17 protein-coding genes and 1 tRNA gene are annotated in these 24,755 nt (G+C 55.1%); 16 read left to right on the top strand and 2 right to left on the bottom strand.

Translation table 11 applies throughout. From position 1 onward, the window contains the following. Window positions 1–192 precede the first annotated feature (192 nt). From galT to HMPREF0577_RS10060, 3 genes are all read left to right on the top strand, one after another. Window positions 193–1,452, top strand: a complete 1,260-nt coding sequence (gene galT, locus HMPREF0577_RS10050; RefSeq protein ID WP_004018331.1) for a galactose-1-phosphate uridylyltransferase — start codon at window positions 193–195, stop codon at window positions 1,450–1,452. A gap of 2 nt (window positions 1,453–1,454) precedes the next feature. Then, window positions 1,455–2,849 carry a galactokinase gene (gene galK, locus HMPREF0577_RS10055; RefSeq protein ID WP_004013778.1) on the top strand — a complete coding sequence of 465 codons (1,395 nt, stop codon included), beginning with the start codon at window positions 1,455–1,457 and terminating at the stop codon, window positions 2,847–2,849. 205 nt (window positions 2,850–3,054) lie between these two features. Next, window positions 3,055–3,975: a flagellin family protein gene (locus HMPREF0577_RS10060; RefSeq protein ID WP_004013779.1), complete on the top strand. Its 921-nt coding sequence runs from the start codon at window positions 3,055–3,057 to the stop codon at window positions 3,973–3,975. Between the two features lie 83 nt (window positions 3,976–4,058). On the opposite strand, the gene HMPREF0577_RS10065 is transcribed toward HMPREF0577_RS10060, so the two are convergent. Beyond that, entirely contained in the window at window positions 4,059–4,514 is a 456-nt protein-coding gene (locus tag HMPREF0577_RS10065) for a sterol carrier family protein (protein ID WP_004014173.1), read from the bottom strand. Window positions 4,515–4,659: 145 nt separating this feature from the next. Here HMPREF0577_RS10065 and HMPREF0577_RS10070 point away from each other — a divergent pair, with 145 nt between their 5' ends. The 12 genes from HMPREF0577_RS10070 (at window position 4,660) to HMPREF0577_RS11510 (ending at window position 19,685) form a co-directional block, all read left to right on the top strand. Next, complete coding sequence (locus tag HMPREF0577_RS10070) at window positions 4,660–5,433, top strand: hypothetical protein (RefSeq protein WP_248613787.1); 774 nt, start codon at window positions 4,660–4,662, stop codon at window positions 5,431–5,433. Window positions 5,434–5,615: 182 nt separating this feature from the next. After that, window positions 5,616–7,151, top strand: coding sequence for a flagellin (locus HMPREF0577_RS10075; protein ID WP_004013782.1), 1,536 nt, complete (start codon window positions 5,616–5,618; stop codon window positions 7,149–7,151). 209 nt (window positions 7,152–7,360) lie between these two features. Next, window positions 7,361–7,445, top strand: a tRNA-Ser gene (locus tag HMPREF0577_RS10080). Window positions 7,446–7,621: 176 nt separating this feature from the next. After that, window positions 7,622–8,815, top strand: a complete 1,194-nt coding sequence (locus HMPREF0577_RS10085; protein ID WP_004013784.1) for a tyrosine-type recombinase/integrase — start codon at window positions 7,622–7,624, stop codon at window positions 8,813–8,815. 217 nt (window positions 8,816–9,032) lie between these two features. Continuing rightward, a complete protein-coding gene (locus HMPREF0577_RS12095) occupies window positions 9,033–9,170 on the top strand; it encodes a helix-turn-helix domain-containing protein (RefSeq protein ID WP_004013785.1) in 138 nt (45 codons plus the stop codon). A gap of 686 nt (window positions 9,171–9,856) precedes the next feature. Further along, the gene (locus tag HMPREF0577_RS10090) at window positions 9,857–10,240 is read left to right on the top strand and encodes a hypothetical protein (RefSeq protein WP_004013786.1); all 384 of its coding nucleotides are present in this window, start codon (window positions 9,857–9,859) and stop codon (window positions 10,238–10,240) included. 127 nt (window positions 10,241–10,367) lie between these two features. Then, window positions 10,368–11,717, top strand: a complete 1,350-nt coding sequence (locus HMPREF0577_RS10095; protein WP_112664856.1) for an FtsK/SpoIIIE domain-containing protein — start codon at window positions 10,368–10,370, stop codon at window positions 11,715–11,717. Then, entirely contained in the window at window positions 11,714–12,979 is a 1,266-nt protein-coding gene (locus tag HMPREF0577_RS10100; RefSeq protein WP_004013788.1) for a DEAD/DEAH box helicase, read from the top strand. The genes HMPREF0577_RS10095 and HMPREF0577_RS10100 overlap by 4 nt, the downstream gene beginning before the upstream one ends. Next, window positions 12,972–14,141 carry a replication initiator gene (locus tag HMPREF0577_RS11920; RefSeq protein WP_004013789.1) on the top strand — a complete coding sequence of 390 codons (1,170 nt, stop codon included), beginning with the start codon at window positions 12,972–12,974 and terminating at the stop codon, window positions 14,139–14,141. Before HMPREF0577_RS10100 ends, HMPREF0577_RS11920 begins: the two co-directional genes overlap by 8 nt. Window positions 14,142–14,160: 19 nt before the next feature. Beyond that, the gene (locus HMPREF0577_RS10110; RefSeq protein WP_004013790.1) at window positions 14,161–17,352 is read left to right on the top strand and encodes a putative Ig domain-containing protein; all 3,192 of its coding nucleotides are present in this window, start codon (window positions 14,161–14,163) and stop codon (window positions 17,350–17,352) included. A 489-nt stretch (window positions 17,353–17,841) separates the two neighbouring features. Beyond that, entirely contained in the window at window positions 17,842–19,332 is a 1,491-nt protein-coding gene (locus HMPREF0577_RS10115) for a zinc ribbon domain-containing protein (protein ID WP_004013791.1), read from the top strand. Between the two features lie 203 nt (window positions 19,333–19,535). Beyond that, window positions 19,536–19,685, top strand: a complete 150-nt coding sequence (locus HMPREF0577_RS11510; RefSeq protein ID WP_155812138.1) for a hypothetical protein — start codon at window positions 19,536–19,538, stop codon at window positions 19,683–19,685. 109 nt (window positions 19,686–19,794) lie between these two features. On the opposite strand, the gene HMPREF0577_RS10120 is transcribed toward HMPREF0577_RS11510, so the two are convergent. Beyond that, window positions 19,795–21,501 (bottom strand): cell wall-binding repeat-containing protein, encoded by a 1,707-nt coding sequence (locus HMPREF0577_RS10120; protein WP_004013793.1) that lies wholly within the window; start codon window positions 21,499–21,501, stop codon window positions 19,795–19,797. A 260-nt stretch (window positions 21,502–21,761) separates the two neighbouring features. On the opposite strand from HMPREF0577_RS10120, the gene HMPREF0577_RS10125 reads away from it, so the two are divergent. After that, window positions 21,762–24,677, top strand: a complete 2,916-nt coding sequence (locus HMPREF0577_RS10125; RefSeq protein ID WP_004013794.1) for a hypothetical protein — start codon at window positions 21,762–21,764, stop codon at window positions 24,675–24,677. Window positions 24,678–24,755: the final 78 nt, after the last annotated feature.

The raw sequence follows: 24,755 nt of genomic DNA on the forward strand, positions 1-24,755 counted from the left end.
TATTGACCTTATGTGTCCATACACTTAGTGTTCGGTAAAGTTTCACAGCCCGCGAAAAGTGGACATAAGACCGGTATTATCGCAGGTCACAGCCGCGCGGGGCTGGTGTGGTATAGGGTAATTCTTACCTAACATGGGAAAACAGTGCGAAAAAGCGGGCGGAAAAGCTAGGATATACCCAGGCTACCTCAGGTGGATGGAGGGATTAATATTATTGTGCGTAAGACTGCAATGAAACTCGCCGATGGCCGTGACCTGTTTTATTTCGATGATTCTGAACCGTATGTGACCGGCCAGAAAACACGTCGACTCGATGATCCGCGCCCCCTGCCGGACCGTTTCGAACCTGTCGACGGCCATCCTGTCACCGGACCGGTGATGCGCCGCGATCCGCTGACTGGCGACTGGATTCCGATGGCATCCCATCGGATGAACCGCACCTTCTTACCACCAGCCGATGCCAACCCACTGGGACCAGCCCGTCCGGGGGCAAAGTACCAAGACGGAGAGATTCCCGATACAGACTATGACGTAGTGGTGTTCGAAAATCGTTTCCCATCCCTGATGGAAACCCCTGAAACCGCAGCGGTTGTGCCAAGCCCACACCAAGTAGATGACGAACCGCTTTTCCTGGAAGCCCCCGCCAACGGGCGCTGTGAAGTGGTGTGCTTTGGCTCAGACTTGCACACGAATCTGGTGGAAATGGGACCGGGACGGATGCGTACCGTTATCGAAGCCTGGGCGGATCGCACCGCTGCGCTGTCGGAGCTGCCGCAAATCAAACAAGTTTTTGTTTTTGAAAACCATGGCCAAGACATTGGGGTGACCCTATCCCATCCCCACGGACAAATCTATGCCTATCCTTATTTGACCCCGAAAACCGAGGCGATGCTGCGTCAAGCTAAAGCCTTGGTGGAAAGAACCGGAAACCGGCGGGTGAATCTGATTAAGTCGGTACGCGAGGCCGAAATCAACGCCGCTACCCGTATGATTGCCGAAAATGAATACTGGGTGTGGTATGTGCCCGTCGCCGCCCGCTGGCCGATAGAATTCCACTTGGTACCAAAGCAAATCGTGGCGGATTTCCCGGAACTGGATGAACACCAGCGCGCGGCCTTGGCTGATATTTACCTGCGGATGCTGATTGTAGCCAATCACTTCCACCGTGATGCTGCGGGGGAATATCTTGCGGTTAACTATATTTCCGCCTGGCACCAGGCTCCCATCTTAGAGGCGGATGGACGCCAGTTGTTGGGATTGCACAACGAATTCTTCTCGTTCCAGCGGGCACCGGGGAAGCTGAAATACTTGGCCGGCTCGGAATCTGGCATGGGAGCTTGGATTTCGGATACCACGCCGGAATTGATTGCCGCCCGTACCCGCGAAGCCGCCCAAGAATGCGTGAAACTCGGGGCTTTTCGCGGTCTTAACGGTCCAATCGATTGGAAATAGGTATGAACACTGTCCTTGACCCGCAGTTCGCTGTGCCGTATGCACCTCATGAAGGGGCTACCCGCGCCGCGAAACTGTTCCACCTGGCCTTTGCGGATAAACCCGCTGGAACTTACCGTGCGCCGGGGCGGGTGAACGTAATCGGGGAGCACACGGACTATAACGGTGGGGTGGCGCTGCCTTTAGCCTTGCCGCACGCGACCTACGCCGCGATGCGTCCGCGTTCTGACCGGCGGATGCGCGTGGTGTCTGCCCAGATGAGCCAGCCGATAGACCTGGATTTGGATGAATTATCGCAATCCCTGACCGATGCCAGCCGAGACGACGGTTCGCGGGTGTTCACCGGACCGGGGGCGTACGTCGGGGGAACGGTTCTGGGGCTAGAGGACGTCCTGAATCGCGTGGGGGAATTCCCGGGTTTTGACGTGGCGATTGATTCCTGTGTGCCGTTGGGGGCGGGCTTGTCTTCCTCGGCGGCATTGGAATGCGCCGTGGCGGTGGGGGTTGATGACCTGTTGACTTTAGGGCTGTCCGACACGGTTGCGGGACGTCATGTTTTGCTTGACGCGGGGCGACGCGCCGAAAATTTCTATGTGGGGGCACCCACTGGGGGTCTAGATCAGGCAGCGGCGCTGTTATGTTCCCCGGGGCATGTCATTTTGCTAGATTGCCGCACGCTTGATGCCGAACCGGTCGAGTTTGATTTGGCCGCGCGGGGTTTGGAACTGCTGGTGATTGACACCAAGGCGCATCATGACTTGGCTGACGGTCAATACGCGAAACGCCGCCACAGTTGCGAGGTGGCGGCCGCCGCCTTGGGGGTCGAATTTTTGGGGGATTTGCTAGCGGATTCAGGGGTGAAAGCATCGTCGCCAGCCATGTCCACCGGGCTCGACTCGCCGGGTGGCATCCCGAGGGCTTCGGCTGTTGGCAGCCCCGCAAAGTTTGCGGAAATCCTCTCGCGTCTGCACACCGCGTTGGGTGATTCCCCCACTGCCGCCGAGGTGCATCGGTGCACCAGGCACGTGTTGACTGAAATCCAACGCACCCGGGATTTTGTGGCGGAATTGCGGGGGGCATGGAACCCCGAAGTGCTGGGTGATTTGATGAATGCGTCTCATGAATCCTTACGCTATGACTACCAGGTAACCTGTGCCGAGTTGGACACGGCGGTCGAAGCGGCGCGTCAGGCCGGGGCGTATGGGGCGCGCATGACGGGCGGCGGCTTCGGTGGTTGCGCGATTGCCTTGGTCAAACAGGAAGCGGTTGAGCCGGTGGTACAAGAGGTGGCGGGGACTTTCGCCTCGGCAGGGTTTGATGCCCCGGCGTTTTTGCTGTCCGAGCCGGCTGCGGCTGCGGCTGCGGTGCAAGTAAGTGCGCCGCTGAGAGTACCGTGACAACGGATTCGACGCGCCTAAGCTGTTTGACGGCTCGGACGTGCGGGTTCATGAGGTGCTAGCCGAAATTCCCCTTAAATGTCAAGACAAGTGCGTTTTGTTTCTATTATTATGAGGAGTGGCATCGTAGAATAGCCTAGTGTGAGCGGGCATGTGTCTGATGTGACAGATGCCCGAGGGCGGTTAGCATTAAGGAGCGCAGATTATGCAGCTAAACGGCTTGGGACTCTACCAGTCGAATACCCTGGCCAATCCCTGGTCTAATGCCGTTGCGACGCGCCCCAACTTCAAGCCCACCACCTACCAAAAACCCGCTTCCGCCCAGGCCGGGGCGCTTAGCTCGTCCAAGGGAGTTGCGCCGCTCGTCGGGCGCACCGTGGCCAGCACCGGTCGCCCCATCAAGATAGACGGAGCCGGCGACGAGGTTTCGGTTTCCCCTACTTCCTCTACCCGAGCCGAGGTTTCGCGCGCGAACCTTCATGCGCAAACTGCTCAGGCGGCGGTTACCACCGCCAATGCGGTCAACGATTCCCTGAGTAAAACCGAACTGGTGCTGGGCGGAATGGGACAAATCGTCTCTACCTTGAACAACCCCGGCAGTCTGAGTGCCTCGCACCGGCGGGAACTAGCGGGACAATTCGGGAAACTCGCCGATTTCTTGGATAAAATCGCCACCGAGGAATCCTTTGCTGGACACCAAACCCTGGACGGGAAGTTCCGCGCTACCTTTTCGGTAGCGGGCGAAACCAAAGTAACGATTGACGCGACCCTGCCCAATGGTAAAGGCTTCACCACCGAAGGCCTGGGGTTGAAGGGATTTGCAGGGTTCCTGGCGGCTCACGGGGCGCACTTGAACCCGATACAGGGCGAGGCCATTGGCAAAGGGATTGATATTGCCCGCAGTGCCGTCTCGCAGGTTCGCACCGGTTTGACCCAGGCGGCTGAATCCGCCGTGGAAGCCATGACCCACAGTTCCCCCCTGATGAGTCCTGAGGTTCAAGGTAAACCCGAGACTGCCGCGCATCTTGCGGCACAGGCCAAGGACAGTATTCTTAATTCCGCCCGCGTGGCGTATCGTGCCCAAGCTAACACGGCCGCTTCGTCGGCGTTGCGGTTGTTGTCGTAGCTTTAAGCGATGGGCATATAAGGGCGAAAAGCAGATATCTTGACGTCAAGATAAGCCTGTGACCTGAGGTCATGCGTTTCGTGCTATTGTGTTAATTGGCTTATGTGTCCATAATCTTGATTCAAGGGTAATAATTCGGACAAGTCCGCCCGTTCCCCCGAAGCGCTGATTTGGTTGGCACCTAATGCATCCGCCCAACAAAGGCGACCCACCGCCAAAGCGAGCCAAGTCGAGGGCGACATCTCAACCACCGCCGGGGGAGTGCCCCGCCGATGCGCGGTGCCAGCCATAACCTGAACCGCCCCGAAAGGCGGCACCCGAACCTCGACCGCATGCCCGGGAGCCCGCTCGGCCAGCACCTGGAGCGTCCACCGCACCGCCATCGCCACCGTATTCCGGGGCACGGCGCCCGAAGTACCCGCTTCGTTCGCGTCGTGCGGACTATTCCCCGCAAGCGTCCCCGCCGCTATCGCTGAAATGTATGCACAAAGCGCGGCGTATCCCTGGTCATCAGCAATCTTTTTAGCCATAATCCCCATTAAACCACTCCCAGGAATCATTCAGGATGCTATCATTGAACGAACAGATTTGAACCGTGAAAGGGTGACAGGATTGAGCCGAAAGCTAGCTGGCCTGGGTAAACCCAAAATTCACAGCTTTCAGGAAAGAAAGGGGGGAAAGCAAATGGGCATCCGATCCAGTGCGGCTTCATCGCGACTGTTAGCGCGGGAAGCAGCGAAAGCGCGGACGGCGCGGCGCCTGGACTTGCTGCGGACTTTCCCCCGATGCCGCCAGGCTGATGTATTACTGATTCAATCCCGTTTAGAGCAAAACCAGATTCAAGAAGCCCGCCGCTGTCTCGCGGAAGCCCAGAATTCCCTGGGTGCCTTGCAAAAAGCCGGGCACGTCCTGTATGAACTGATTGAACACTTGGGACGAATCGGGAAAATCGTCACCGGCCACAACACCGCCACTCAGTCAGATTTGGAAGCCGGTCTGAAGCGGCTGCAAGAATCCCTGTTGGACGCGAAATATGAAGGCAAGAACCTCTTGGATGGCACTGAATTCCCGGTATCGCTGCCAGGAGGCAAAGTTATCAAAGCGGCGATTGGTGGGGCAAAACTGTATAACCTGGCCGAATTTTTGGCTCACGGGGGCGACGGTATCAAAGGTATCAGCTTGGCGAGCCCCCAGGACAGCGCAGGCGCCTTGCAACACGCCATCACCCTGGTGTCCATGGCCTTGAACCAGGTTTCCACCCAAATCGAGCAAATCGGCAGGGTGACGGACTCTCTTGAAGGTCAGCTAGACGAGGCCATGCGGAACTATCCGAACCTGGATGAACCTCTCGCCGGAGCGAAGAACTGCGCCGTGGCCATCCAAAAATCGCCCCACGCCACCACCAGCTCGCAAGCCGTGCTAAACCTGATTCTGACACGAAAACTGCTGGTAGACTAGCCGCCCACCCCCGGTAACTGTCAGGACAATTAAACATTTCTTGCGAAATGCTTTTTTTACTGCTTCATAGGCCTTACAATAAAAAAGGCGGTTGCTGCGACTATTTAACTGGTTGCCCGGTCTAGACCGGATTCGCTGGATTCAAGGATTGGATTCTTAGAACTATCAAGGATGGTAGGCCTATGGCCACTTTATCAGTGGACGGAAAATATGCTGCGGGAAGCAATTCTCCCGCAGCGCCCGGCTCTACCTACCCGATTCCCGCCCCTAATGCCGAGGCTGATTCCCTGGCACCTCATGAACAAAACCCCAACCCCAACGCCGGTGCCAGCGCAGCCAGCGCATCCGGCGCATCCGGCACCCGTGGCACCCGTGGTGCCAACGTAACCGGCGCAACCAACGCCGGCACCCCAGCCAATCCACCCGCTGCGTCGGGCGAAGTGGACACCGCCGGAATGCCTCGCCACCTGGCCTATGTGATGGAATCCCTGGGCGAGGACTTCACCGACGGGGCGGGAGCCGGAATCGCGACGACTTACCGTTCCGGGGGCTCGGACAGTTCGGGTGCGGCGGGCAGCATCCGAACCGGTGGCACCGGCCTGCGGCGAGGCGGGCACGCGAGAACCTCTGGCGAAGGCGATTTTCCGTACCCAGACGCTGACTTGGGTTTTAACGTCGACCCCGCGTTCGGTGATACCGGCGACATCCCGGTCGGACGGTCGGTCGGTTTTTCGCCCCGGGCTTCATTAGGTGCGGGCGCGACCGGCGGCTGGCGGGGGAATCCGGCTAATAATTTTCTGGGCAACGCCCTGGCCAACACTTTTGGCGTATTCCCCGGGGCGGGCGGAGCCGGGGGAGCACCCCGGGGCGGAATCACCTCTTCCTTGAACACCAACGTGATGGCACTCCAGGCGTATCGCAACATGGCCAACGCCCACAAGATTCTCAATGACTCCCTGTTGAAACTGACCAGCGGCGAGCGCATCAATAACCCCGGCGACGATGCGGCCGGCCTGGCCTTGGCCGAAAACATGCGTTCCCAGCTGCTGGGCAGCAAACAGGCCGTGCGCAACGCCCAAGACGGAATTTCCCTGGTGCAAACCGCCGAGGGAGTGCTGGGCACCGTTCACAATATGTTGCAACGCATGCGCGTCCTGGCGGTTCAAGGAGCTAGCGATTCCAATCAGGATCAACGCGGTAACATTGTCACCGAGATGGACTCGATTCGCGTCGAGATTGGCCGCATCGGCGAAGCCACCGAGGTCTTGGGGCGCAAGATTCTGGGCGATAAATACGTTGAGCCCGCCGATGCGCTGCGATTCCAGATTGGTGCCAACGGGACGGATTTGGACACTATCGCGGTGACTTTCGTGGATGTGGTCGACATTGCCCACGCCCAGCTGGGTGAAATCCCCCAGGATGCCAGCCACGAAGCCTTCCAGGGCGCGATTGTGAATATTGACGGCCAGATAGAGGTGATTTCCACCGCGCGGGCAACGCTGGGCGCGGTCATGAGCCGCTTTGAAAACACGATTAACACTTTGAATGTGACCGTAGAGAACCTGGCTGCCGCCCGGGGGCGGATTCAAGACACGGATTTCACCACGGAATCGGCGGAATATATGCGTGGCCGGATTCTGACCCAAAGTTCCCACGCCGTGATGTCCCAGGCTTTGTTGGCACCGCGCGGGGTGCTGTCGCTGCTGTCGGTGGCGTAGGTTTGGTGCGTCCGGTTGCGGCGGGGGGCGGGCTTGTTTTTGTTTGGGGATTCATGAGGTGCCAGCCCGGGCGCTGCGCCAGGTTTCCCGGAAAGCGGCTTAATCTGGTTTCAGGTATGCCCGGTGGACGGGAATCCGGGGAATTGCCCCCAGTGGCATTGTTCCGCTAAGATAGAACCTGCTGCCTGTGGTGGCTTAGTTTCATACCTGGAGGATTCGCCTAGTGGCCTATGGCGCACGCTTGGAAAGCGTGTTGGGTGCAAGCCCTCGGGGGTTCGAATCCCCCATCCTCCGCTAGCTGAATCTGAAACCCTTGGGAAGCCAAGGGTTTCAGTGTTTTTAGCCCGGTATTTCAGCGATTGTGTGATTTTCATATTTTCCACACAGTATGATGATTTCCATGGAATTCCATTCCGTTAGCCCTCATATAGCCCTCGGGTTGGGGTGATTTAAGATTTCTGGGAGGTCTGATGTCTGAAGAAGCTGCTGTTGAAGATGAGCAACCAAAGAAGAAGCGAAAGTCTCGTAAAGGCTTCGGTTCTATAGAGAAGCTCAAGTCCGGGCGATACCGGGCATATTGGCGTAAAGGCAGCATTAAGGTTTTGGCAGATGAGACCTTTCCCAATCGGCAGTTGGCCAGTGATTGGCTGGCGGCTCAACAGGTGGCTATTGCTAAGGGATTGATTGACCCTGAGTTAGCTGAGGAAGAACTGAGCCCGGTCAAAGCTGACGTTCCCACATTCAAGGAATGGAAGGAAACCTATCTAGCTAGGAGAGAGAAGGAGGGCGGTATGAAGCCAAAGACGATTCAATCGTATAAATCCTGTTTCAAAGCCCACCTTGAGGACACCTTCGGAGATATGCTCATCAATCTCATAACTAACCAGCAGGTGAAGGATTGGTATAATAGCTTTGACGGGAAGAAGCTGGGTGCGAGGAAATCTACCTACCGCGTATTTTCTGCCCTGATGAATGCTGCGGTTGATGAAGGGCTGATTGACGCTTCTCCCGTTCATGTCAAGGGTGCTGTGTCAAAGAAGCCCACGACCGACAATCACCGCAACATTGTGGCGACCTGCGACCAGGTTAGTCGTCTTGCTGAGGCTATGCCGGACGAATATAGGATTGCTGTACTGTTAGCGTTCTGGTGTTCCCTCCGTTTCGGAGAGATAACTGAACTACGCCGAAAAGACGTTCGGTTCAAGGGAGAAAAAGCGGTCATTAGCGTTACCCGTGCTGTGCAATATGCCGCTGGCTTCGGTTACACGGTTGGTCCGCCGAAGAGTGAAGCCGGTATCCGGGACATTGCGGTTCCGCCAACAATTGTCGCTGATTTAAAGGGGCACATAGCCAAGTACGTTGCCCCGGATAAAGAATCATTGTTGGTTCACTCTCCCGCTTCGCTAGTCAAGTGGTACTCTAACAAATCTATGAATGGCCATTTCGCTAAGGCCAAGAGAGCAGTTCCTGACTTAGACCAGAGATTTACCTTCCACGGACTTCGCCACTCCGGGCTTACCTTGGCTGGCCAATCCGGGGCAACCTTGGCAGAGCTTATGCATCGGGCTGGTCATGCCAATGCAGAGACTGTCATGATATACCAGCACGCTACCCAAGACCGCGACGCCGCCATTGCCGAAAAAATGAGTGCAATTTCAAACTAATTGCGTACAGTCCGGTTGGTTTCGAAGCCTCTCTTTTTAAGCTCCTTTATTTATCCACAATGTGCATTTATCATTTATTACACGAAAGGGCAACAGGTAAATGTTCCATGTGAGAGGAATGCATGGAGTTGACGAACAAAGAAAGGAGGCGTGTTGTGTCTTACTCTGATATGCATCCGGACATTTGCGTGTTCACGGTTAATAAACTGCGATTCGTTTGGGTTTGAATCGACGTAGCGTTTACCGGCTTATTGCTGATGGGCGGTTGAAAGCTGTACGCCTGGATGGCATCGGTTCGGGTGTACGTGTCACTCCGGACAATCTTCGTGCTTATTTGAGCAAAGCCATCCATTAAGCCGCTGTTTATCCATATCCCCGCATATTTAAGGTTCCCAGTCTCCCGACCATTCTAGAAGGTGCGGGTTGGCGTCTGGTCTTGGATTTTGGTGGGGCGGTATTGGTCTTGGGATTTTCTTTTAGACCTCGATTTCCGCCTGGCAAGGTACCCGGTTTTTTCGGCTGGTAGCGGCGGAAATTGAGGGCTGTTTCTTCTTTCCCTGGGATAACTGCACACTTTTTTACCTGCTGCTTGCTGTGGCTGGGGCTGGTATTCCCCGGGCTGGCGAGTTGTTCCCTAATGAATGGTTGCATTGTTCTGCTCTTTCTGCTAGCGGAACACGCGACGGGGGTTCCTGTTGCGGGAATGCTGCGAGTTTCCGCTGGCGGGGGGTGTGGTTGCGGCTTCTGGGGGCTGTTTGGCCTGGGGTGCCATTCTTCGAGTAAAGAAACGGCAGCGAGTGCGGGAAAGCTTTTGGGTGTGGCGGGCTGCCGTGCCCGTAGGGCAAAAGGCAGCCCGCCTGTTGGGTAGGCTTTTCGTTCATTATTGTTTTTTTAAATTTCGGAGAATGCATCCTCATCAGCGAACTTGCTCCCCAGCACCCCGTCTAATAGCTCTTTCCTTTCCAGGGGCAAATCGAACGATATTAACCAACAACGGAGCAGCCAAGAGGGCTGTTCCCCTAAGCAGTAAGGAAAAGAACAATGACTACGATTCCATTTGAAACAAACACGCCGCTCGTCGTAATGAGCGGCCCACGCCCTGCCTTTGTGTACGAGGGCGGGGTACGCACGGAGAAAAGACTGCTGGACGCCTTGGGGCGTCCGCAAGCTAGGTTCTCTGGTGTCTCCATGATTGGCGAGGAGCCAACGGAAGTCACGGTGGAGCTTCCCGAAGAAGCCTCTGAACCGGCAGTTGTCGGCGGCACCGTCATCCTTACCGGTTCCAAGCCTTTGAAGGCTGAGCTGTCCGGCGGGGATTACGGGTCTGTCCGAGTGAAAGTCATCGGCTGCGACCGGCTTATTCCAGGCCCGTCTGCCGTGAAGATTTTCGAGCAGATTAAAGCAGCCCCGGCTCCTAAACAGTAGGCATCCGCCTCACCGGTGGGGGCGGCTGTAGCTAACTGTTCCGGTCGCCCCCCACCAACTCAAATCCCCTGGGAGGTTTCTATCTCCCAATTATTAACAATTTCTCTACGAAAAGGAGTAGATGAAAATGAATACGACAAAGTTTATCAATAGGTTATCGTTCTGGGTTTTGTCTAAAATCTGGGTCACCTGCTTGTGGCTGCCGGTGTTGCTGCTTGCATGGGTTTTTGTGGAGCCTGCGTTCAGTTGGGCTGGCATCAAAGTAGTAGGTATTGCTGCCGGGGTCTTGTTCCTGGCGGGTTTGGTTATTCCTCAGTTCTGGTATGCGGTGCCGGTGTTGGGCGACGTTTGGCGTGCCTATCAGAAACGTGCTGTACGCCGGGGCAGGGAGGCTCTTGCCGCGTGCGAGCTGGTGTCTAAGAGCGACGCGGAGCATTGCAAGACGAAGCTGATGGGCAGGTTGTGGGAATTCGACTGCCCTGCTGTGGCTTCTAATAATGACAGTGCCGGAGTGTTTCAGCTTATAAGCGACCATTTGGGCTGGTTCGGTGCCAAGGACATGGAGGTTGTGGAACATGACGATTCGGGTCACTGGCTGATTCGGTTCTTGAAACAGCCTGACATGAAAGCACCCATCAGGAGGCTGCATGTTTTAACGGAATTCCCTGAGTTACGTGCTGATACTTCCTGTATCGAGTACGGGGTGGACGGGTTCGGCGACGAGCAGTATTTCTTCCTCCGTAACCAGTCGGGAATGCTGGTCGGGGGAATGCCCGGAGCGGGTAAATCCGCTGGTATGCAGGTCGTTGTCGGCTCCTTGCTGACTTCTCCGAATACACAGGTTCATGTTATTGACGCCAAAGGCGGGGCGGACTGGTCTTGGACAGAAGACATGGCACAGTCTTACATAGGCGACAGTAGCGATTTCGATGCTGTTCTTGAGCGTCTGGAGTCTATACAGGCCGAGATGTACCGCAGGCAGTCTGGCATATATGAAGAATTCGGGGTCGCTAACTTTTGGGACAAGCGGCTTAGCAGAAACTGCCCCCTGATTTGCCTGGTAATTGACGAGGTGCAGACTTTTCTCGATGTTAAAGGTGCAGGCAAGCAAGACAAGGAGAAAATCACCGCGATTATCGCTGACTTGATAAAAAAGGGCAGGTCAGCAGGTATTTTCTTGATTCTTGCTACCCAGAAACCCACCGCCGACGCTATACCCACCAGCATTAGGGACAACATAGGTATCAGGGCTTGCTTCCACGTCGCCACCCGCGAAGCAGAACAAGCAGTCCTTGGGTATCCGGCAGAAAACACTCTTTCCCTGGCATACACAATCCCTGCCGACAACCCCGGCCAGGCAGTAGTGGTCACGCATGACGGATTCCGCCGGAACGTCAAATTCTCGTATGTTCCCCCTTACATCCTGAAACGCTACGCCGAACAGGCCAGACAGGCAAAAGAAGGAGCTGCACTGTGACCCAGGAACAAGAAGCAGTTTGCGAATCGAACGCTGACCGGGTGCGAGTTCTTGCTGGTGGCGGCACCGGCAAGACTCACACCATGGCCGAGCTAGCCAGGCGAAACCCGGAGGGCTGCCTGGTGCTTGCCTATACTGTCGCTGCCGCCAGGGAGTTTTATAGCCGTATCATGAATCCTCTGGTAGAAGTACGGACAGTTCATTCCCTGGCGTTGGAAATCCTGCGGGTGTTTCCGGGCATTGAAATCCCTGAAATCAACCATGAAGAAGCAATTGACGAACTGGCTGGCGACTGCCTGGTTGATGCTGGTGTTCCCAACAGTTCAAGCAACCGGAAAATCCTCGTTAAAGGCTTGGATTTCCTGCTGGCCAGAGAGTTCTCCCTGGAAGGATTTGCGTCTTCGTCTTCCACCCTGGCAGCGGCGAAACTCCCACGATTAACCGAGTCCCTTTACAGCCAAATGGTTGCAAATGGGCTTGCCACTTTTAACATGTGGGTGTATCTCGCGGTGTTGCTCTTGGAAAACAACCCGGACTTCCTCAAGGCACAATCCCAACGCTGGCAGACGGTCATCGTGGACGAAGCCCAAGACCTGACCCCGCTGCTCGCCCACCTTATCCGGCTGCTGGCCGGGGGCTCCCGCTTGGTCATAGTGGGCGACCCGTGCCAGGAGATTTTCGGCTACTCCGGTGCAGGAATCCGCTGGTTCACCGACCCAGGATGGGAAGAATACCATCTGACGACCTGCTTCCGTTCCGCTCCTGAAATTCTAGAGGTGGTCAACCGTGCCCGTACCGACGGGTTAACCGTTTCTGCCGCGAATCCCAGGCTCGCTGGGAGCGTGGAACGTCACAGTTATGACCCCGGCAATAAGGATTGGGACAGGCTCTTCGCAGACAACATACGTTCCAGCCGGGAGGCGGGAACCGTTGCGGTGCTCGCCCCTACCCATGCTGAACTACGCAGGGCAGGAAAAATCCTTGACGCTGCTGGGATTCTCTACCGGCAAAACAACCCCGACGACGAGCCAGACTTCATCGCCCCCGCACCCCGCACGACCAAGGGAGGGACGGTCATTCTTTCCACGATTCACTCCGCTAAAGGCATGGAATGGGACTCGGTGCACGCCATAGCCATGGGAAGCTTGGTACACCCCAGCGTACTCACGGGATTCCAAGAAAGGAATTTGCAGCATGTGGCGGTTTCCCGCCCGAAAACCCGCCTCTACATGTACTTCTGGGAAGGTGGGGAGAATGTCTAACAATCAGGCATCCAAAGCGAAAGAACTGTACAGGAAAGCTAATAAGTACTGTTCGAATCCCCGCATCATTAAAGGGAAATACTACAATTGCGGTTCTCGCCTCGTCTCAGTCTGCCCTCATTGTGCCTACCTGTACAGGGGTGACTGGTTGGTCATCAACTACAGCGGCTGCCTGTCAGGGAAAAATCTTCCCGCAGAGGCATTGGAAGGCTACGTTTTTTATTTCCTGACGCTCACTGCACCCTCGTTCGGGGCAGTTCACTACGTCCCTAAAGACCACGACAAACTGAAAATATGCGGCTGCGGCAAAACCCACACCCCGGAAGACCTGGGGTTCAAAGGAGTCCCGTTAGACCCGGATTCCTACGATTATGCAGGGCAGGTCGCCTGGAACAAGTCTGCTGCCTCTCTTTGGGGCAACACTTATCGGGCATTGAGAGAAAAATACCCGTCCCTGGATTTTTTCAAAGTATGGGAATGGCAAGCACGTGGTGCCTTGCATCTCCACGCAGTACTCAGGGTGAAACAGTCTGAAGGGACGAAGCCCGAAAAAATCACAGAAATCGCTTTGAACCAGCACTCACACGGGCACGGGTGGGGCGAAAAATCTTTATGCGAGCCCGTGAAAGACAGTACGGAACGCGAGAAACGCACCAAGTACACAGGCAAATACGTTTCATACTCCGCGAAATCCTGGGGACAATTCCTTGCCTCCCAGCAATACGACCCGACCCTCATCAACGAGCACTACCGCCGCTTGGACAAGGCAGCGAAAGAGCTGGTTTGCCCCAAATGCGTGAAAGGCGAGACTTGCACTGCCGCCTGCCACGCCAATTTCGGTGCGACCTCCCGCGTAATCTCCAACTCCAGGAAAAGCAAGGACACCCCCGGCTGGTCTTTGAACGGAACAACCAGGAAAGTCTTGAAGCAGAAACGCTACAATCTCTACACCTCCAACTACGACCGCGACGAAACCAAGATAGGAATGGCACGAGCCAAGAAAGCACGCCAGGAACTCGCCAACCTCAACTCCAGCCGGCAAGACATCGCCGCCAGGTTCGCCAACATCACCGCCCGATACTACAAACCCGGCACAACCCGCCCCGGCACAAGGAACCGCCGCTCCAAGTCCTCCCTGGCAGGACACCCCGCCCCGTTCTAACCGCACCGGGTCGCCCAACATGAAGCCGTATTCCATCCACGCCTCGGCGACCGGCGATAACAGCGGGGTGAACGCCACCCCAATTACGGCCACAGCAAACGGTTTGCCTCAAGGCGTCACCTATACAGTGACCAGGGATTCCGGCTCCGACCGGCGTGGGGTTACTGTTGCATTCAGCGGCACCGCGAAAAAGCCAGGAATTTACCCGGTCACCGTGAGCTTCGAGAGGGCTAATACTACGGGCAGGGGAACGGTGAGTAAGTTCAACATCCACGTCTCCGACACCACCGCCCCGGTCATCCAGCCCATTTCAGACAAAGCCCTGAAGACGGATTCTAAAATCACCCCCGGCAAGAACCAGGTGAACATTCCGTTCCAAATCACCGACAATTCCGGGGTGTATATCGTCAGTTCAGTAACTGGTCTGCCGAAAGGGCTCGCCTGGACTAAGAGCGGTATCACCGGGAACATCGACCCGTCCGAAACCGGGAAAACCTTTGACGTGACGGTGAACGCCGAAGACACCATCATTCCGGGGCACCCGACGCATGAAATCAACAAGTCCTCTAAGTCTTTCCGGATTACTGTGGCGGACGGCACGGAGCCGGACATCGGCACCACCGATTTCGCGGGTTTAACCGACCGGCTGGAGCCGCAGCCTGGGCAGGTCAGCCGGGAGGTCAGTTTCGAGCTGGTCACGGGCGACAATTCCGGGATTAATCCGGACGTGTCTTTCTCCCGCCCACTGCCGGACGGCCTGAAATATGACAAGTTCACGAAGATGATTACGGGCAGGTTAGAACCGCACACGTTCCTGCAAACCCCGTACCGTCTGACTGTCACCGCGAAAGATACGGCGGGCAACGTCCGCAACAAGTTGATGACCGTAACGATTTCGGACGGTACTGAACCGCAAATCACGTTCACCGACCAGACCGCGAACACGGGGGACAACTTCTCCTACACGTTCCCGAATGTTTCGGACAATTCTGGTAACAAGCCGAAAGTGACGTTGGAAGGGATTCCTCGCGGCTTGGGATGGAATGACGTGTCCTACACCCTGTCCGGGACTATTCTGCCGGAGCTGGCCAGGAACAACGGCGTCAATAAGATGACGGTTGTTTCTCGCGACCTGGCGGGCAACTCTACTAATCCGAAAGTGTTCACCCTGAAAGTCATCGACACGACCCCGCCCGAGATTCCCGAAATTATCAAAGACGAACACGGCAACCCTCTGGTTGTCGACGGGCTGCATGTGCTCAATGACGACACCACCACCACGGAGGACGTGTACACCAGGCAGATTGTCGCCACAGACAATTCCGAGTCCGACTTGAAGTATGACATCAGCGGGCTGCCTTTAGGGATAGGGTACGACGAGGACACCGGGCTGATTTCCGGCATGACGAAGAAGCCAGGAATTTACCCGATAGATGTGAAAGTGACCGACCCGTCGGGCAACACCTCTGTTGGTGCCAGGTACTACCTGACTGTTTTGGACAAGACCTTGCCGTCCATGGTTGGCGACCCGCAGTTAACCGGGGAAACCTCCGTTAAGAACGAGGTGGAGCTGCAATTCAGCGACAACGACGGCTTCCCGCCCTCTCTGGAACTGGGGCAGATGCCGCAAAACAACGCGACCCAAAACATCGCCACTGAGGTAGTTCAGGACCCCGCCACGGGGCTCACTACTCTGAAAGTGACGGTCATAGCCCGCACCCCGGGAGTACGGGAGTTCCCGGTCACAGTCACCGACCGTGCAGGCAACGCCTACACGGACAAGGTTGTGATAAACATTGTGGACACCACTCCGCCGACTATATCTGGCGGCCCTTTCAAATGCGAGACCGGCAAGCCTTGCAACAAGAAAATCAATGTTAACGACAACTCCGGCGGTAAAACCACCGTGAGTGTGGATAATCCGGGGCAACTGCCGCCCGGGGTGACTATTGACCCCGACGGCAACATCACCGGGAATACCGACAAGCCCGGGGAATACCGGGTTGACGTGACTGCTAAGGACGAGTCCGGCAACGAGACGAAAACCGTCGTGGTGATTATCGTGACGGACTCCACCCCGCCGACCGTCACGATAGACGGCAAAGATACCCGGGACGCCAACGCGGAATACACTTTAGAAGTTGGAACCCCGATAAACCCGATTAGGTTGGAGACCAGCGACAACTCCGGCGAGGCCACACGCCTGGAGTTCGGGCCGCTGCCCGACGGGCTGCAATTCGCCCCCGACCGTAAAGGCGGAACCATTTCGGGCACCCCGATTAAAACCGGGGACTATACGACTCACGCCACCCTGTCAGACCCGTCGGGCAACATTACTAGGTTTACTATTCTGTTCCACATCATCGACACCACCGCCCCGAAAGCGACCGGCGGGGAAGGTTCTAAAATGGTGAACGGTCATATCCAGTGGACTGTGGAAGCCGGAACCGATATAGAACTGAAAATCAACGTGAAAGACAACAATCCCGGCGTGAAACCCCTGGTTTCTTTGGCTTCCGGGAAGCTGCCCGACAATACGGAACTCAGCCAGGACGGTGTGTTGAAAGGAAAGCCGCGTGACCTGGGAGTCTACAACTCTACTTGGCGTGTTGCCGACCCGGCAGGCAATAAGACCGACATACAGGTCAGAGTGAATGTTGTAGACACCACTCCGCCGATGATAGTCATGCCGAAGACGCTCTCCCTGCCCGCCTGCGAAGCAATGGTGAACCTTACTTATCCGATACAGATTCTGGACTCGGCACGCAACGGAGCCGTTGAAGTTACTAATACGACGGGAGCCCCAGACGGGCTGAAATATTCTCATGCCGACTTCATCAAAGACCGCCAATTCTTCGGAATTCTAGGCAAGAAAGCGAAACCGGGAACCGTCTACCATCCGGAGTTCACGGCACGCGACAAAGCCGGGAACCTGGCTACTGAGACCGGAACCATCAAAATAGTGGCCTGCACCCCGGAAGAAATCGAGAAGGCGTTGAGAAACGCCCCGCAGGTCCCAGACGGGCTGCGGGACGGGTATCCTAATGCCGACATCTCCGGGGGTAACAACGTCGGCGGCAACATCGGGCCGCGTGCCTCCGCCGGGATGCTTGCGAAAACCGGCGTCGCCCTCGGCTCGCTGGCACTGGTAGGTGCCATGGCCGGACTCGGCGTGCTAGTCGCACGCAAATCAAGAAAACAGATGAAGTGACGTTACCCCCCGCCGTTTACGGTTTAGTGCGTGAGGGGCGGGGGAAACTTGAGGTGTCATTTTGGCACCTCAAGACTCGGAGGTTATCGACAACGTGACGTGATATTCTCGTGTGCGGGGGCACCCGCTCCGACATAACGAAACGGGCGCTCATAGACATGGCTCCTGTCTACTAGAAGCCAAAAATATATTCAATAATGTCTTGGTCACCTTCCTTAGCTGCTCGAATAGCTAAGGAAAGTGACCAAGACTTTTATCAAGTCATCTTGTCTCCGTCTTTTCTTCGACTTTGATATTTCTGCCTATCTCGACGCCACATAGACAATGCGGATGGGGTCGGGCGGATTCCGGCGGCTTTTAGGGAGTTTTTATTAATAGCTAACCGAAGTCCCATACTGCGTAGACAATAAACGCAACGATATTAGCTCCCATGAGCAAAAATATACGTTGCAAAGCGGCAGTTTCTAGCCAAAGCAGAAGGCAAGATTAATGCCAGGGCATGAAACCTGGCAGGGTTTCACGCTGAAGCCCAAGTTTTTCGCCGACATTAAAACCGGTGAAATCCTGGACTGTGCCGATTCGCTTAAGCGTGACGTGGAAACCCTGCACGACCTGGTGGAATGGCAGATAAATTCTTTAGAAGACGGGATTTTTCGAGAAATAGAGGAATTCTCTCACCTGAAACCAGCCGCTGCGGGGCATTATTTAGGAATAAAACTACCTAAAGGTGTGGTGTTAAAGGGGAAGCCTGGCTCATCCAGATTTGAATTCCTGTTCCGTGGGCACGTTGTAGAAATTCTCAGGTCTTGGAAAGCCAGACGTGACGCATCGAATGGCGAATATGATGGTTATGTTTCCGCCGGATGGAAACGAACTGCAAGCGATAGACCGCCGACCGTTCCATATCGCATGAATTTAGGCTTCGCCGGACAGTATTACGCAAAATGGTTGGAACCGGGCGTTTTGGCGATGGTGATAGACGGTCATTGGGTTGGGGTTGGGTTCAATATTCCGCCACGGTACTGCGGGAAACTCGCGTTGCCGACCGTCCGATTAAAAGACGGAGAACTTTTCTTTGATTTTGCCGTATCTAATCCGTATCAGCAGCGTGATTTAAACCAAAACTTCCTGGTTGGGGTAGATTTAGGGCAGAAGCACACGGCAACATGGGTAGTTATTAGCGGCGGGAAAATTATTGAATCGCATGATGGCTCCCGCCGAGTACATTCTTTAGAGAATAAAGTAAATGCTACGCACCGGCAAGTGATTTTTTTGCACAAGAAACTGGACAAACGGTTTTCTTACAGTGTTTGGAAAGAACTGGAACAGCAACGTGCTTCACTGTCGCGGAAACGCAAAGAGCTAGCGAAAATCGTCGCACAAGAAATAGCTGATACGGCATATATGTACAACTGTGCCGTAGTAGTCGAAGATTTGTCGCACATACGCAACACTATGGCTACCGGGCGGTGGAATCGTGGAGAGGTGAACCGCTGGTTAAACCATTACGTGGAACAAAACGGCTCCAGAGTATTACGGGTGAATGCTGCGTACACGTCACAGAACTGCTTTATTTGCGGCAACCGCAGGAAAACTACGCCTGGCCGCATCTATGCCTGCACCTGCGGTTTTACCGCCGATAGGGATGTGAATGCTGCTGCTAATATTGCTTCACGCGGATTTACCCCGTATCTAAAGATGATTGCTACTAGGAAGAAAAGTAAACGTTACGTTCCAGGCAAGCCTTCACGGAAGTCTCCCAAAATTCATGAAACATTGAAACATCCGGGACAGCGGCGTGACAAGTCGTGTCCTACCCCAAAACAGCTTAAAAGAAAAAGCCCCGCCCAAGCGGTTAAAGACAAAACCGCACCTACAGTATGGGCGGATGTGCCACAAATGGTGGTGCAGGACTCTAAAAAAGCGGCTAGAATCTTAGATTATTCTTATAGGCAATGTTCGCTTATATTGATAATTTAATATACTGTGTAGACAGGGCTCCTAACTATTAGAAGCCGAATATATCTCAATAATGGCTTGGGTCGTTTTCCTTGGCTGCTCCAGCAGCCGGGGAGATGACCTAGACTTTTTTCCAGTCATCCGCTCACGGAACCTAGGGAGCAACCACCACACGCCAGCCCGAAACCACGCTCCCGGAGCCCAAGAATCCTGTGGTCGCCGGGGTGAACGAAACCCCGAACGTTCCGGCAGACGGCAGCGGCGAGTTGGGCATCCCCGCTGCTGATTGCGGCGGGCGGGGCGGGGATGCGGCTGGCGATAAGGAAAACGGCGAAATCATGAGACGGCAAATCCCCGGTCACTTTTTACGGTGACCGGGGTTGCTTTCCCCGTAAAACCGCAGGAAGGGGCGGGTTGCTGGGAGGCGTAAAGCAAAATCCCCCATCCGGCAAAGGATGGGGGATTTTGTTGACAGTCACAACGTCAGTTCACTACCGCATACTTGTCGGGGTTCGCTCCTTCCCCGCCAATGAACACCAGGTTCTTGGTACTAGCCGGAACCTTGAGAACCGCAGACGAAGGATTCGCCAAAACCAGCAACTGTCCGGTGGAAGCTGCCAGCGGACCAGCCGCAAGAGCATCAGCAAAATTCGTGCCGACAGCCACCATTACGGTGTCGCCGCCTCTCCATTCCGACCAATTCACCAGCTTGTTCGCCGTGTCATAGCGGTCTTTCCCATCGAACCCTCCTGACATAGACACTCTCATGTTCGCCATCAACTTGTAGGTTTGTGCTCCTACTGCGTACGGATAGGTTCCCGCCACGCGATTCACCTGCTCCGGGGTATCAGCCAGGATAACCGCCGTACCGATTTTCGCCGCGACTGCGGAGGCAGCCAGGGCGTCCGGAAAGTCTTTGCCAGTGGCGACGAACACACCATACGGCTCGCCCCGAGCATTCAGCTTCAACTTTCCGCTGGCTTTCATGTTCTCGAATACTTGGAAGGCGGTATCGTAACGGTTAGCACCGGCGATACGTTCAACCTGGATGCCCGCTGCTTTCAGCGAATTCTCCACACCTTGGCTGACGGCACCGGTTCCGCCGACAATAGTAACCTTGCTGGTTCCCACGGACTTCAACTTGCTTAGAGTCTCCGGCTCGATGGCGGTGGTTCCCATAGTCAGGACTACGCCGGACTTGCTGGCACCAGCCAGGGCACCGGCCACCAAACCATCCGGGAAGTTGCGACCCGTAGCCAACACCACCTCGGACTTGTTCGCGGCGTTATCTAGCAGCATTGTGGAAGTAGAAACACGAGTGATACCACCAATACGCGACTTGCCTACCTGGATGCCTTGCGGCTTGGGCTGCTGGGGCTGCTGGGGAGCAGCAGCCAAAGTCACCTGGGCACCATGGGCAACCAGCCAGTTGTACACGTCGCGGGTGATTAGGGGTTGGGGAGAGTATTGCTCTCTAGCTACTTCAACAAGCTTTCCGTTGTGCCATGCTTCTTCCCAGGTGACACCTGCACCTTTGGAAATAACACCAATTAGACTCCCATTTAAAAATACGCCACCACCAGAGTCGCCGTAATAAATAGGGATTGGGCCACTAGACCACAAGGTATTGATGTGCGTGCTGTTTAGCGTAACCCGTCCATCGGCTACAGAGCACGAAGCGTTGTATTCACCACCAGCAATTGGATTTCCGCTGTTATCAACTAGACGTTGACCACAAAGGGAAACTCCCTGCCCTGTCATGTCACTGTCTGGAAGTGATTCACGTAAGGTAATAGAAGCCGTTGTACCAGATAAAGGAACTTTAGTAGTAATCAAAGCGATGTCAGCACCTTGATATACGGAAACCTTCGAAATGTTTCCGCCATTCCGGAAGATTCGAGAAGAAGCCGCATCACCTATTTTCATGCCGGAATTTGAGGTAATTACCACTCCGTGGAAGTTCTCAAACTCAGTACCCTTATAGTGAATACAGTGTGAGGCTGTTAGTACATGGTAAGGAGAAATCTTTGTTCCGGAACATGAGGTATCATCCAGCCAAATCTGCACCGTCGGGATGTCCTGCCCCCACTGCGGATTATTTCCGACCCCAAACGATACAGCAGGCACCCCCATTGCTGCTAAAGTTAATCCAACGAAAAAGCCGACAATTCGCTTGCGTCCGTGCTTCATTTTCGTCTCCTTTCCCTGCCCGGTCGGCTTTTCCGACCTCTTGATAAAAATTCTAAGGCCGGTTCCGCGAAAAATAAAGGAGCTATGTCCGGTTTTCGTTGGAATTGCAATCCTTTCCCGCTATTTTGCGGCGAAAAGTCAAAAACAGAAAAGCCCGAATAATCCCCCGCAGCACCTTGGGTGCCCCGAAAAACCCGCATCGAACGATATTAGGAACGTGAGACTCGATTGACCCTGGTTTTGGAAGCGAGGAGATAGAAATGGGAAACCTGAAAAATAAACTTTTGGCGGTAATTGCTGCGGGGGCACTGTCGGTGACTGCCCTGGCTTCGATAACGCCTTTCACCGAAAATCCGACAGACCTGCCCCAGGCGAACGCCTCTGGCAGTCTAAAATCCACTACGGAAGGCGGCGGGAAAGGAGCTCCGCCCTCGTGGTTTGCGAAGCTGGCCGGTAAATGGAACGAGTGGAAAGCCCAAGGCAGTGCCTATCTGGAATTCAGCGACCAGCCGGATAGTCATATATTCAATAAGGTTGCACCTGACCCGAACGGCCCACGCCCACCGGAAGACGTTCCTAAAGCCCCGCCCTCCGGCACAGGGAACATGGTTCCCGCCAATCGGCCTACCGGTGGCACGCCTGGTATCCCGGGTTTATGTAAGTGCACCGAGTGGTCTTACAAGATTGTGGACGGCGAACGCGTGCGTGACAAATGCATCGCCTCGTACCGTTACACCGACATCCACCGCCGTTTGAACGTAGGGTATTTTGCCCCAGGACAGGTTCAGGGGGCAGGTGAGCTGTGTGAGGCTCCCGGCCCATGGATGTTGACTAACGAGGAGAAAGGCATCCGCAAGGAGCTGAAAGGCAACTCCATTATTGAAGCGTTTTTGAAATACAAGTACGGGCAAATGGGTGACCGTGACCTGCATCAATATTTTACTGAGAGGTACCCGAAGGATTTCCCGAACCGCAACTTTAAGCCGGAAGTTGACGTGCAACTGATTTCGGTTGCGGGTGCGGGCATGACTCAAACCCCGGTCGGGCGTGAAGCCTGCGACTACTACTCTCCGGGGGTGAACAAGCCGTTCGAGGACTACATCAAGGAAACCGAGGACTCTATCAACAATTGGGACGGCGGGGCCTACGCGGCTGCCGACTTAGGAGGCGGCGACGGAGCATCCTCGAAGTACATTGCTGTGAAGCGTGGCGGTCAAATATGGAGCGAGATGGATAAGTGGTGGAAGTCCCACCCCAACTATGTAATGGCGAGTCCCGGTTGTATCTACAAATTCAGTATTAAGGCTTCCGCTACTGACGCGGGTGCGGCTGGCCGCTGTGTGACCGCAGTCCAGGCGTGGAGCGACCAGATTGATGGGCCGAAGACTTCTAATAATCAGACCCGCGACATGCTGTTGAAGAAGACTGAGTTCGGCGACCGGTCTATCGACATGACGCCTGGTAAGAACCGCATCCACTGGGCTAAGAACAATGACCCTGACCCGGATACTTCTCAGGTGATGACTGATTTCGGGGTGCCCTACGACAAGACCGACGAGTACAAGAACTCTGAGTTTTACAAGAACGCCGCGAAAGGTATCGGCACCGGTTTCCAGGGAGAAAGCGAACCGAAACTGAACTATAAGACGGGAGTTTTAGGAAACAGTGCTGATTTAGTATGGGCGTGCGACAACTCCTACTTCCAGTTCGGTAACGAAGGGCAGATGAAGGACGCCGGGGGCGACTTTAAAGACGGACTACATAAACCCGGCGACGACCTCGGAACCACCCCTATCGGCACCGGGAAATATACTCAAGACGGCGACGGGAAACCAGTGTTCCATCAGGACACGGAGACCGGCGACATGGAGGGTGCCCTGAAGAACATGGTGGACTCCGGGTTCCTTGAAAAGGCAGACCGGGACATGATTCTGAAAGGGGCGAGAGAGAAACAGTTCGGCTCCGACACCTTGTCTAAACAAAGCGGATTACCGCAGGCTGACGAGAACGGCAACGACGGAACCTCGTACGTATGGAGCACTTCTTCGGGCAACGAAAACACCCGTATCGGTAACAAAAACTACCGCAGTTGGGTATGGAAGGCGACCACGAAAGGCATGATTGACGGGGCTGACCTCGACAAGATAGAACCGGAAGACTTAAAGAAGAACCGGGAAATCTTCGAGAAACCCCTCGTGAACCCCCTGAAAGGCTACGCGGAAAACGTGACGAAAGCGGACACGTTCTTTAAAGGTCTGGACGGGATAGACTCGGTTTCTGCCGGGCAGTCTTCTAACTTCGGCAAGGGCGGCAAGTCGGACAACACGATTACTTTCGGGCGTTCTCTCCAATACGGCATTACTACGCACCGTGCCGCCGCGAACGGGGTGCCTAAGAAGGGCGGGGTGGATGTGCAATCCCAGTTCATCCCGTTCCCCCCGGGGGCGTTCGGACGTTGGAAAGGCTACGTGTGGTCTGAAGTTATCAACCCGATAATGACTATTGACTCCGACGGCACCGCCATCGTAAACAATAATCTGAACGGTGAGGAAGCGAAAGAGCAGTACTACCAGACCATGGACCTAATGAACACCTGCAACTTCGACGATTCCAAGTTCTACTACGATTCGGGACGTAAAGGCGTCGGGGCGGAAATACCGGAAAAGGAAATAGTTAACCCGCGTACCGGTCTGCCTTACGCTTATAACATGTCCGACTGTCTCGCGGTGCCCGGCGTAGGTATCTCCGGCACAGCCGTCAGATGCGAATCCAACCTTTCTAACCTGAAAAACTCGACAGATGAGAAGTCCGCATTAATCCCGTCTAGGCCGACCTTGTTCGGCAACGCCAACGGGTTCGTCTCCGACTGGGGGCAGACCGTCGGGGGTGTGAAGTCCGTGAAGTTAACAGCTACTGATGAGAAAGGCAACGCGAAAACCAGGTTCGTGGACTCCTCCGGACGTATTACTATGAAACGCGACGGCACCCCGGTCACGTTAACGATAGCGAAACCAGTAGTGGTCGCGTCCAACCCGAAACAGTTCTTGCCGAAAGCGACTTATGAGGTGTACAACAAGGACACCGGGAAGACCAGGACGGAGACCAGGGCGGCACAGGGGGTGTACGGGGCGGTTAAGACCCCAAATCGTTGGTTCAAACGCATTTATATTGCATAATAAAACCAGAGCTTAAAAAAGGCTCGATACACAAGAAAGGTGACTGCCTATAAGTTCACACAAGAGAAAGGACAAAAC

It is taken from the genome of Mobiluncus mulieris ATCC 35243, assembly GCF_000160615.1.
Taxonomy (GTDB): domain Bacteria; phylum Actinomycetota; class Actinomycetes; order Actinomycetales; family Actinomycetaceae; genus Mobiluncus; species Mobiluncus mulieris.